General features: G+C 68.9%; 16 protein-coding genes. 11 read left to right on the forward strand and 5 right to left on the reverse strand.

Features of this window, described 5'->3' with window-relative positions:
• Nucleotides 1-77: 77 nt before the first annotated feature.
• From EAO76_RS09855 to EAO76_RS09885, 9 genes are all read left to right on the forward strand, one after another.
• The gene (locus tag EAO76_RS09855; protein ID WP_148835318.1) at nucleotides 78-674 is read left to right on the forward strand and encodes a hypothetical protein; all 597 of its coding nucleotides are present in this window, start codon (nucleotides 78-80) and stop codon (nucleotides 672-674) included.
• Nucleotides 671-961 (forward strand): hypothetical protein, encoded by a 291-nt coding sequence (locus EAO76_RS09860; RefSeq protein ID WP_148835320.1) that lies wholly within the window; start codon nucleotides 671-673, stop codon nucleotides 959-961. Before EAO76_RS09855 ends, EAO76_RS09860 begins: the two co-directional genes overlap by 4 nt.
• Nucleotides 958-1575 carry a hypothetical protein gene (locus tag EAO76_RS09865; protein ID WP_148835322.1) on the forward strand — a complete coding sequence of 206 codons (618 nt, stop codon included), beginning with the start codon at nucleotides 958-960 and terminating at the stop codon, nucleotides 1573-1575. The genes EAO76_RS09860 and EAO76_RS09865 overlap by 4 nt, the downstream gene beginning before the upstream one ends.
• A gap of 68 nt (nucleotides 1576-1643) precedes the next feature.
• Nucleotides 1644-2306, forward strand: a complete 663-nt coding sequence (locus EAO76_RS09870; protein ID WP_148835324.1) for a hypothetical protein — start codon at nucleotides 1644-1646, stop codon at nucleotides 2304-2306.
• Between the two features lie 53 nt (nucleotides 2307-2359).
• The gene (locus EAO76_RS44430) at nucleotides 2360-2527 is read left to right on the forward strand and encodes a hypothetical protein (RefSeq protein WP_187438518.1); all 168 of its coding nucleotides are present in this window, start codon (nucleotides 2360-2362) and stop codon (nucleotides 2525-2527) included.
• A gap of 45 nt (nucleotides 2528-2572) precedes the next feature.
• Nucleotides 2573-3391: a hypothetical protein gene (locus EAO76_RS45990; RefSeq protein ID WP_262375330.1), complete on the forward strand. Its 819-nt coding sequence runs from the start codon at nucleotides 2573-2575 to the stop codon at nucleotides 3389-3391.
• A gap of 240 nt (nucleotides 3392-3631) precedes the next feature.
• Nucleotides 3632-3943 (forward strand): hypothetical protein, encoded by a 312-nt coding sequence (locus EAO76_RS09880; protein WP_148835326.1) that lies wholly within the window; start codon nucleotides 3632-3634, stop codon nucleotides 3941-3943.
• 152 nt (nucleotides 3944-4095) lie between these two features.
• Complete coding sequence (locus EAO76_RS44435; RefSeq protein WP_187438519.1) at nucleotides 4096-4242, forward strand: hypothetical protein; 147 nt, start codon at nucleotides 4096-4098, stop codon at nucleotides 4240-4242.
• 152 nt (nucleotides 4243-4394) lie between these two features.
• A complete protein-coding gene (locus EAO76_RS09885; RefSeq protein ID WP_148835328.1) occupies nucleotides 4395-4724 on the forward strand; it encodes a hypothetical protein in 330 nt (109 codons plus the stop codon).
• Nucleotides 4725-4827: 103 nt separating this feature from the next.
• On the opposite strand, the gene EAO76_RS09890 is transcribed toward EAO76_RS09885, so the two are convergent.
• The 5 genes from EAO76_RS09890 to EAO76_RS09910 form a co-directional block, all read right to left on the reverse strand.
• Complete coding sequence (locus EAO76_RS09890; RefSeq protein WP_148835330.1) at nucleotides 4828-5727, reverse strand: hypothetical protein; 900 nt, start codon at nucleotides 5725-5727, stop codon at nucleotides 4828-4830.
• A gap of 120 nt (nucleotides 5728-5847) precedes the next feature.
• A complete protein-coding gene (locus tag EAO76_RS09895) occupies nucleotides 5848-6588 on the reverse strand; it encodes an ATP-binding protein (protein WP_262375331.1) in 741 nt (246 codons plus the stop codon).
• A gap of 2 nt (nucleotides 6589-6590) precedes the next feature.
• Nucleotides 6591-7511 (reverse strand): helix-turn-helix domain-containing protein, encoded by a 921-nt coding sequence (locus EAO76_RS09900; RefSeq protein WP_148835332.1) that lies wholly within the window; start codon nucleotides 7509-7511, stop codon nucleotides 6591-6593.
• A 212-nt stretch (nucleotides 7512-7723) separates the two neighbouring features.
• Entirely contained in the window at nucleotides 7724-8218 is a 495-nt protein-coding gene (locus EAO76_RS09905; protein ID WP_148835334.1) for a DUF6907 domain-containing protein, read from the reverse strand.
• A gap of 93 nt (nucleotides 8219-8311) precedes the next feature.
• Nucleotides 8312-8665, reverse strand: coding sequence for a hypothetical protein (locus EAO76_RS09910; protein ID WP_148835336.1), 354 nt, complete (start codon nucleotides 8663-8665; stop codon nucleotides 8312-8314).
• A 191-nt stretch (nucleotides 8666-8856) separates the two neighbouring features.
• Here EAO76_RS09910 and EAO76_RS09915 point away from each other — a divergent pair, with 191 nt between their 5' ends.
• Complete coding sequence (locus EAO76_RS09915) at nucleotides 8857-9210, forward strand: hypothetical protein (protein ID WP_148835338.1); 354 nt, start codon at nucleotides 8857-8859, stop codon at nucleotides 9208-9210.
• A complete protein-coding gene (locus EAO76_RS09920) occupies nucleotides 9207-9566 on the forward strand; it encodes a hypothetical protein (protein ID WP_148835340.1) in 360 nt (119 codons plus the stop codon). Before EAO76_RS09915 ends, EAO76_RS09920 begins: the two co-directional genes overlap by 4 nt.
• Nucleotides 9567-9794: the final 228 nt, after the last annotated feature.

The raw sequence follows: 9794 nt of genomic DNA on the forward strand, positions 1-9794 counted from the left end.
TGACGGACAGCAGTACGCCCGCCCGGGTCGTAGCCGGGCGGGCGCCCACCCACCGTACCCACCACCAGGAGGACCCCGTGAAGTACCACTGCGACGACTGCGACGCCACGATGACCGCGCCCACGGACACGGACACGATCCGATGCCCCGGCTGCGGGGAGATGGCCGACAAGGCGACCGCGCCCGCCGACGAACTCCGCGAACGTGTCCGCCGCGCCATCTGCGAGGCGTCCGGCATCGACTGGGACCCGGACATGCTGGAGCCCGACGAGTACGGCGAGCACGCCGACGCGGTCCTGGCCGTGCTGCCCGACTGGCTCGCGGCCGCCGACGCTGCCGTGGGCGGGCCCGCCGTCGCCGAGGACACGATCGGCCTCTGCGGCTACTGCGGCGTGCCGCGCGAGGGGCACCACCACGGGTACGTCAGCACGGCTGCCGTTCTTGCGGTGGCCCGGCAGATCCTCGGCACCGCCGTGACGGTGAGCTGCTCCGACGTCCGGCTCGACAACGGCGAGAACCTGCGAGACCTCGCCGTCGGCGACCACCTCGAACTATCCGAGCCCGCCGCCGGGATGCGGCCCGGCACGTGGCAGGTCGTCGACTTCCACGGCCGATTTCGCGACCGGGCCACGATGCGCCTGGTGCCCGCCGTGACCGAGGAGCCGGGCCGATGAGCCTCACCCTCGCTGTCCTGGCCGCGCTCACCGCTGGATACGGGCTCGGCCGCTACAAGCCCCTCCACCGTGCCTCTGACTGGGCGAACTGGCAGCACTACGGCAAGCGCCCCACCGGCACCCGCTACTGGGCGGTCTACACGGTCCTGTCCGCCGAGAACATCGTCTGGCTGCTCACCCACCCGGTGAAGGGCTGGGACGCGTGGCGACACCGTCACGACCCGCCCCCGCCGAAGTCGCCGCCCCTCCGCTTCCGCACCGACCACACCACCAAGGAGACCCGATGAGCCGCATTCGCCTCGACGACCTCACCGACGAACAACTCGATGCCCTGTACGACCAGCTCGACGCCACGTACCGCGAGCGCGCCCACCTCGTCGCGCACCTCGCAGCCCTCCACCCCTCCCACATCGGCCACACCGACCCGGCCGCCCCTGACTGGGCCGTCGTCACCATCGAGACGCCCGCCGGACAGATGACCTGGCACATTGCCGAGCGCGACATGGACCTCTTCACCCACGTCCAGCCCACGAACCGGATCTGCCGGGGCTGGGACGGCCACACCACTGCCGAGAAGTACCAGCGCATGTGCGACCTCACCGAGGCCACCCCGAGCCTGCTCTCGCTGGAGGTCGTGGCCGACCAGCAGGCCGAGCACATCAAGCAGCTGACCGCCCATGTCGGGCAGGCCGACGCCGTCACCACCGAGGCCAAGCGGCTCATGGACCGCCGCACTACCACGCTGCGCAAGCGCGCCGAGCAGGCCGAGGCCGCCATCGCCCGCGTGCGGGACCTCGCAGACCGCTACCAGATGTGGCACGACGGCGGCTGGGCGCCCAGCGACGCCGCCACCGTCGCCCGCGAATTCCGCGCTGCGCTCGACGAGCAGCCCACCACCTGACCCGCCCCGGCCGCCCCGCACAGCCGGGGCGGCCCCTGAACCTCAACCGCCGCGAACTGGAGCCCCCGATGACCAGCACCGCCATCTGCGCCGAGTACTCCACCCGCACCACCGACCAGCCGCCCGTCGGCCCGTGCGTCCTCCGGCCCGGCCACCGTGGCCACATCCACCAGGACGTCCGCGGCATCCAGTGGGCCACCCGGCCGGGTGCCTGCCCGACCAGTCCCACCGGATGGCACCACTACAGCGAGGGCGACGGCCGGCCCGAGAGCCGGACCTGTGACCACTGCGGGGCGGGCGGATGCTGTGCCCCAAGCGTGCCAGTGGAGTGCTGCGGTGATCTTTCCCCGTCGGTCTTCGGCGAGGCGCCTGCCGAGTGTGTGCTGCGCCCCGGTCACTCCGCCCGCCATTCTGACAACCGCGGCCGTCGCTGGTGGCACACCCCGGACGAGGACGTCACAGACTCCGACCCCGTTGGCGAACTCCGTGCCCGACTGGACGCAGCGCTCCGGGTAATGATCCGGTCCGAGCAGGAGATCGCCGACCTGCGCGCCGAACTCCGGGCCCGCGACAAGGTGATCGCCCAGCAGCGTGCCACCGCCCAGCGGGCCCTCTGTGACGTAGCCGCCGTCGCCCGCGTGCGGGGCCTCGCGAACCACTGGTACGGGCAGGGGACTCCGGCCACCAGCTACGCCCGGGAGCTCCTCGCCACCCTCGACAACGCCGCCTGAACACGACGGTGGGGCGCCCTCGCCATCCTCAACAACCCGAAAGGCCAGTGATCATGCCTGCCAACGAACTCTCCGTAATTGTCATCCTGTCCGTGTTCGCGGGCAGCCTCGCCGCCATCATCGGACTCGCAGCCGGAGCCCTCCTGGCCGAGGCCTGGAACAAGAAGAAGGGCCCGTGCCAGCGGTGCAGCAGCCCGGCTCCCGATCGGATCGTCCCCTGAAGCGGGAATGGCCCATCCCATTCACTCCACCCCAAGGACACCTAAATGCGTAAGATCCCGACCCTGTTCGTCCGCAATCCTGAAGACCGCCAGCACGTGCTGCCCGACGTCAGCCCTGGCTGCGCCTGGGTCCTCGAAGGTGAAGGGCGGGCCACCCGGAAGTGGGACGGCACCTGCGTACGTCTCGACGAGGCAGGCGACTGGTGGGCGCGCCGAGAAGTGAAGCCCGGCAAGACCCTGCCCGTCGGCTACCTCCCCGTCGAGGAAGACCCGGTCACCGGCAAACGAGTCGGGTGGGAACCGGTCGAGCAGTCATCGTTCGCGAAGTACCACGCCGAGGCCCTGGCCATCTGCAAGGTTGATGCCGTCGGCACGTACGAACTGCTCGGCCCGAAGATCAACAGGAACCCTGACGACTTCGAGCAGCACGTCCTCATGCCGCACGGCTGGGCACCCTTCTCTGTCCGCCAGGACTACGCCACCGCACCCCGCGACTACGACGGCCTCCGGGACTGGCTGCACGCCCGCCCCCATGAGGGCATCGTCTGGTGGCGGGACCCGGCCGACCCGCACTGCGACAAGGTCAAGCTCAAGGCCAAGGACTTCCCCCGCAAGACCAACACCACCTCGGCGGCCGCCCCGGAAGGGCCAGGGAAGGTCATCAAGACGGCCGGGCACGACCACGACCACTGGTCTTGGGCGTGCCCCAAGGAGGACGGAGGCTGCGGCTACCAGTCGCCGTGGCACATGCGCACGGAGGCCGCCGCGCAGCAGGCCCTCGAGGAGCACCTGGAGAAGTGCCGCGCCGCGGACGAGAAACCGGTCAACCCGGCCACGAGGGCCAGCTCCGCGACCAGCGACTGAAGCGACCGGACGAGGAACACCGGGAGTGCAGCGGCAGCTTGGCCAGATACCGGCTCGAGGGCCTCCCCGGCCTACCAGCTGCGCCTGGTTAAGGAACCCCGCGGACTTCCGTCAGCGCCGCTCGCAGGCACCGCGAACCGTCAGCGGCACGTGCCCTACCACGAGTTGGTGACATGCTGCACACACGGTTGGCGTGACCGCCAAGACCACGGGACCAATACCGGATATCTGGAGCAGTAAATGATCAAACGGATTATGGGGGCCCTGCTGCCCCTCGTCAGCTTCGGGCTGCTGTCGTTCGCCCCGTTCCTGTACCTCATGCTCACCCGCAAGACCGGGCGCGACCGGACCTTATTCGCCGTCTTCACCGCCGCGAGTGTCGTGGAGATCGCCCTCATCGCGCTCGTCGGGCGTGACACAACCGAGGGCCTCGCTGACTTCCTTGTTGGCGTCTACATCGTGGTCCTGGCCATCGTCGCCGCGGTCATGGCGTTCGTCGAGCTGCGCCCCGGCAAGGAAGCGGCGGCCATGCCCGGCCGCGCCTACCTCTGACCTATCCACACCACCCGTTGCCGCGTACCTCAATGCCATCGAGGTACGCGACAACGGCCACCCAGCCCCGACGGGCACACCTAGGGGGCGTTCTCGGACAACCTGACGCATTCCCCGACGCAGGCAAGGCGCTGGCCGCTACGGTCCGCCACGTGCGATACACCTACCGCTGCCACACCTGCCGCCTCACCTGGGACACCCGCGACGACCTCTACGACGCCCAGGCCGACCAGAACGCCCACAAGTACCAGGCCCACGGCGGCGCCCGCCCGGCCATGCCCGGCCGCGCCTACCTCTGACCTATCCACACCACCCGTTGCCGCGTACCTCAATGCCATCGAGGTACGCGACAACGGCCACCCAGCCCCGACGGGCACACCTAGGGGGCGTTCTCGGACAACCTGACGCATTCCCCGACGCAGGCAAGGCGCTGGCCGCTACGGTCCGCCACGTGCGATACACCTACCGCTGCCACACCTGCCGCCTCACCTGGGACACCCGCGACGACCTCTACGACGCCCAGGCCGACCAGAACGCCCACAAGTACCAGGCCCACGGCGGCGCCCGCCCGGACGGCCAGATCATCGAAACCCCAGGACCGCTCGACGAGGTGGGCAGCGTAGTACGGGCGGGCGCGGCTGGCCTGGCCCGAGGCGTCTACCGCGGACTCACGTCCAAGTCGCTCCAGAAGGTCAGCGAGACCGACTACTTCCGGCAGGCCGCGATGCTCCTCGGCGGCGGGATCCTGATCCTGGTGCTCATTCGCTGGCTCACCCACTGACCCCGGCCTCGCCGTACGCGCGGCTACCCTGACTGCGGGCAGCGAAGAGCCCCCACCTCGGATCGATCGAGGCGGGGGCTCTGCTGCGTCGGGCTGAATGTTGCTACCGACCGGCTGGTTGTGCCGGAATGCTGGCGGCATCAGCAACCGGTGGCTGCGGCGGCCCAGCCACCATCGCCTGCACGAGCGTCATCAGAACCTCCGCTCGCTGCTCGTCGCTCAGCTTCCCATCGGCGATCAGCCGCTCCGCGGCGAGGAAGCGGGAGAGCTCTAGCGGTTGATCGAAGTAAGACCTGAGATGGCCGGCGGCTGCTTCCTGTGACCGTACGAACGTATGGCTCACGTAGCCTGCCAGCGCGGCCGAGACAGCCCCAAGGCCGCCAGCAACGATGCTGCCCGCCGTGGTGGACGCATTCAGTGCCACCACGACGAACGCGACGAGCAGCACGAATCCCATCACCATTGCCACCTGCGCATTCCGAAACGACTGCCTCGCCTGACCGGTAGCAATCTTGTGATAAAGCTCCAGCCGCGCGTGCGTAGCAGCCCACAATTCCGCCAGCGCGAGATGCTGTGGGGCAACAAATGACCTGCCCGCCTCAGCGGCCGTGGCATTCGGCAGAGCCGTCTCGCCCCTTCGGGCGCGTAGCTCATCGACCCTCTGTTGCGTTACCCCGAGAGAATCAAGGAACTCGACGCGCAGCGCGCCTTCCAGATCTTGCTCGGCTTGAGTCAGTCGCCGTTGGCTCTCTCCGATACTCTCGATATCACGTCGCGCCCGCGCGCTTGCCCAAAACCCCCAAATCCATAGGCCAACGACTCCTGCAAATAACGACATTTGAACAAAAGTCTCTTGCTTTTCGGTGAGCCCCTCTCGCGTTGTCGCTTCCCAGATTGTGAGCGCTAGCGATAAAGGGGCCACCAGTAGAATTGCGTGCTGGTTCCACGACTGCCTGATGTGTCGAAGAAACGCATGCCTGCGCGGTGAGTTGCTGGTCGACATAGCCGATCAGCATGCCAACCAGCCCCGCTCCAGTCCAAACCAGCAGCACAGAAGAGGAACGGAAGCCGCCCCGCACCCGAAATCGGGTGTGGGGCGGGATGCCTTGACTGAGTCATGGCGTCATGCGGCCCTCCGGCGGTCGGTGCCAATCATCGCGACGACGCGGGTGTCCTCGCTCAGCCGGGACACGATGCGGTCGCCAAGGGCACTGGTGAGGTCCGGGCCAGCAGGCCGGCCGTTCTCGTCGCGTAGAGCGCGGGCGGGAAGGTTGCTGGTGTAGACGGTCGGCCTGCACGCGTTGTACCGCTCGTTGACGAGCCGGTAGGTGACCTCCTCCGTCCACTCGGTGGCTTTGGCCGAACCGAGGTCGTCAAGGAGAAGGAGCGGGATTCGGCAGAGGCGGGCCAACTCTCCTTCCGTTCCGCGTGGAGACGCGTTGGGTCGGAGAAGCCCGTACATGTCTGCGGCCGTCGTCGCGAGGATCTCGTACGTCCGAGGCCCGGCAGCAGCGATCCGGCGCAGCGCCCCGTACGCCTCGTACGTCTTCCCGGTGCCGGTGGTGCCCGTGAGGAGCAGTGACCCGGCGGTCTCCGGGTCTGCGACTACCGCATCGGACCACGCCTGCACCTCCGGGTGGGTGGCGTCGGCGCGCCGGTATCGGGGCGGGGCCGCGGTCTCCCAGCGGGCGAGGTTCCATTCAGCGCGGTTGCGGCGGTGGTACTCGGGGTGGCCGGGATCGTCGGGGGTGGGAGCGTCGTCGACCGGGCCGGCGGTGATGCCTTGGCGCTGCTTCTCGCGGATGCCGCCCATGATGCGGGCGAACGCAGACGGGCCGAGGGCGCCGATAGTGGTGGGTTCCATGATCAGAATCCGTTCGAATACGCGGAAACGTCGGTGGGGTTGGTGTAGGGCCGCCAGCCGGTGAAGGGCGTGGCACGAAGCGGCGGGCGCTCCTGGCGCTCGGACGCCCACTTCGCGGAGCGGAGCATCCACTTCTGCCACTCATCCGGCCAGGACCGGCGGCGCCCGCCGTTGGCGCGGAAGTGAGCGACGAACTGGGCCGTCTCAAGGTCGATCTCAAGGGCAGGCACGGTGGCAGCAGCCCAGCAGCGCATCGGGTCGGTGAGGGCGAAGCCGTCGTCGATCGGGGCCATGGGGAGGGAGCCGTCAGGCCGCGGCGCCGGAACGCCACTACCTGAGGTATCTCCCCCCTCATCAACCACCGACAGGTTCTCTGGTGGTTCTACTGACGGTTCAATGACGGTTCGGGGGGCGTTAACGACGTGACGGCCGTCGTTGAACGACGTGACGTCACGCTGTTCAACGACGTGACGGCCGCCCCCAGAAGACGTGACATCCCCTGTCCGGTCGTTCAACGACGTGACAGTCACGTCGTCAGAAGACGTGACGGCCGCTCGCGACTTCCGCTTCCGCTCCGCCGCGGCACTCCGCTTCGCTTCCTTCTCCGCTACCAGGTCATCCCAGTCCGACGCCGGGCGCCGCAGATGCATCGACAGCCGATAACGGGTACACCCGTTCACAGCCCCATCAGCAACGATCAGGCCGCCCACCTCCAGGCGCCGCAGCGCGTTCTGGACCGTGCGCTCGTCGAAGCCTGTCCGGTACTGAACCCGCGCCACGGAAGGGTGAGCATTCGAACCGTCCGCGCGAGCATGCTCCGCGAGGACCTGGAGGACGCCGCGCGCAGTCGTGTCCTTCTTGCCCTTGGGGGTGAGCAGCATGGGCGCGTCATCCATCGCCCACGTCACGGCTTCGTGGCTCACGTGCGCTCTCTCTCGGATTCGTTCTGATTGGGCGATACGGGGGCTTGACGGCCCGGGGCGCGACGGCCCCGGGCCAGGGAAGGGCTGCGGCACAGCAAGCAAGGGCCGCAGCCGGAAAATGAGTCAGCGACGCGAACGCCGTAGCCCGAATACGGGCGCACCGAGCACCGGCCCAACCCTGCGGGCCAGTGCCCAGCTGCGCCTACTCGGGGTCAGCCAGCAGAGGCCGCTTTGATCCGCTCGTCCAACTCGGCCATCACACGGGCGCGCTCCACCGGGTCGCCGTCGTGGTCGTCCTGCGACTCACGCTCCAGCTCGACGGCGAGCTGCGCCAACTGCGGCAAGAACGCTCGCAGCCCCTCGTGAAGAGAACGGGCCTGAGCGGCATCAAGTTCGAGGAACAGCCCGCCAGCAAACTCGGCCCAGATCTTGGTCTTACGACCCCACGCCGCCTCGTTGTCGTTCATCACGGTCACACGCGCCGACACCAACGGAGTGCCCGGCTCCAGGCGGGGCTCGTCGACGAACGGCGCAGGCTGAACAACCTCAGCCGCCGCCCCCTGATGCCAGCCGGGAGCACCGTCCTCACCGTCGTGCCGCATCGTGCACCACGACGGGCAGCCGTACCGCACCATCCAGCCGGCACCACGCTCCACAGCCGGCAGACCCTCAGTGGTGATCACAGGCATGCTGGTCGTACGATTCATGGGATTCCTTCTTCTCGAGGTGGATCACGATCAGCGGGCTGCAATCCCGCTGGTTCTTCGCGGCCGGGCGGCTCCTACACCGCTCGGCCGTACTCATGCGTCAGGGTCTTCGGTCTTCTTCTTGCGCGGGCGACCAGGGCGACCGCGCTCCTTGTCGGGCTCGTCCTTCTTCCGGCGCTGCGCTCCGCTGACGCCTGACCCGATCTGCTGGGCGCGCGCTCCGGAGATGCCGAAGATCCTGCCGACGTCAGCCCATGTCTTGCCCTGCTTCATGGTCTGGACGTCCTGCGCGCGAAGGTCTCGAAGCACGGCGGTGTAGCCGTTCATCTCGCTCAGCGCCTTCCCTACCTCGCGTACGCGGACCTCGATGTCCTCGATGTCCTTGAACGCCTCGATCGCCAGCACTAGGCGTCTCACCTCCTCTGATTGCTTGGCTTCGTCCTCCATGCCGCTCCCTTCTGCGGCGCGGACAACACGAGAATAAACCCCGTGCTTGCAATTCTCAAGCACGGGGTTTATCGTCTTTCTCGTGAGGCCGCCCCGGCGGTCTCGTACCAACAGAACGGCCCCCGACCGGAGTTCGTACCTCCATATGGCCGGGGGCCAGCCAGAAACCTGCTACCGACAGGAGACTGACCGTGTCCAAGGTTATCCGCCGTGAACGCCGCGCAACACGTCGTACCGCCCGCGCTGTCCTCCGGGAGCGCATCCGGGCCGGCCGCCCGCACTCCCTCGCCAGCCACATCGTGGCGCGCGGCGAGTCCGCCGAGACCGCGAAGGGCATCTCCGCCGGCCTCCGCACCGCCGCGAAGAAGCTCGGCCTCGTCGGGAAGGCCGGCCGTACCCGCCGAACCGTCGACGGCCGCGGCCGCCTCCGCAAGGTGGTCCGCTACACCGCCACCCAGTTCGCCGCCGCGCTCGCCTCGTACCGGCCGCGCAAGGCCGCGTACGTCGCCGCCCGCGCCCGCCTCCTCGCGGGGGTGGCCGCGTGATCCCCGTCGACGAGCCGCTCTACGGCCCCGCCGCCCGCGCCATGCGCGACGCCCTCCGCGCAACCACCGCCCACACCGGCGACAGCGACCCCGACATGGACGAGGCTCTCCGCCGCGCCCGCCAGCACGGTTCCGCCCACACCACGAAGCACCTCTCGGCCGTCGGCACGCACTTCACCACGCACCGGCCGGCCGACCCGATGACGGACGCGGCCCGCATGACGGTCGCGCTCCGCACCGTGGGCAGCGCCGCCGCCGCGCGCCCCGTGCTCCGCGCCCTCCCGTTCCCGTCTGGCGGGGTCACCCGCGGCGAGTACGGGCAGCGGATCCTCGCGCAGGCCGGGGGTGCCCGATGACGTGCTGCGGACGCCCCATGACCTGGCAGGGCGACAAGTGGGTGTGCGGGAAGTGCCACTCCTGGTACGTCCCCGGGTTCACCGCCGTGCTTCTCCCCGTGGGGGTGACGGTCTGATGCCCCCCTACCCGCTCTTCGTCCTCGCCGTCTACGGCCACTGGCAGTGCAGCTTGTGCAGCGAGTGGTTCTACGGCGAGAACTCGCAGACCTGCGGCAAGTGCTGACCACC

Source organism: Streptomyces sp. sk2.1 (assembly GCF_008120935.1).
Classification (GTDB): domain Bacteria; phylum Actinomycetota; class Actinomycetes; order Streptomycetales; family Streptomycetaceae; genus Streptomyces.

What these genes read in the sequence shown, in the direction of transcription:
- EAO76_RS09865 (WP_148835322.1), top strand. Translation starts at nt 958, where the DNA reads ATGAGCCGCATTCGCCTCGACGACCTCACCGACGAACAACTCGATGCC.
- EAO76_RS09860 (WP_148835320.1), top strand. Translation starts at nt 671, where the DNA reads ATGAGCCTCACCCTCGCTGTCCTGGCCGCGCTCACCGCTGGATACGGG.
- EAO76_RS44430 (WP_187438518.1), top strand. Translation starts at nt 2,360, where the DNA reads ATGCCTGCCAACGAACTCTCCGTAATTGTCATCCTGTCCGTGTTCGCG.
- EAO76_RS09870 (WP_148835324.1), top strand. Translation starts at nt 1,644, where the DNA reads ATGACCAGCACCGCCATCTGCGCCGAGTACTCCACCCGCACCACCGAC.
- EAO76_RS09905 (WP_148835334.1), bottom strand. Translation starts at nt 8,218, where the DNA reads ATGAATCGTACGACCAGCATGCCTGTGATCACCACTGAGGGTCTGCCG.
- EAO76_RS09895 (WP_262375331.1), bottom strand. Translation starts at nt 6,588, where the DNA reads ATGGAACCCACCACTATCGGCGCCCTCGGCCCGTCTGCGTTCGCCCGC.
- EAO76_RS45990 (WP_262375330.1), top strand. Translation starts at nt 2,573, where the DNA reads ATGCGTAAGATCCCGACCCTGTTCGTCCGCAATCCTGAAGACCGCCAG.
- EAO76_RS09910 (WP_148835336.1), bottom strand. Translation starts at nt 8,665, where the DNA reads ATGGAGGACGAAGCCAAGCAATCAGAGGAGGTGAGACGCCTAGTGCTG.
- EAO76_RS09890 (WP_148835330.1), bottom strand. Translation starts at nt 5,727, where the DNA reads ATGTCGACCAGCAACTCACCGCGCAGGCATGCGTTTCTTCGACACATC.
- EAO76_RS09880 (WP_148835326.1), top strand. Translation starts at nt 3,632, where the DNA reads ATGATCAAACGGATTATGGGGGCCCTGCTGCCCCTCGTCAGCTTCGGG.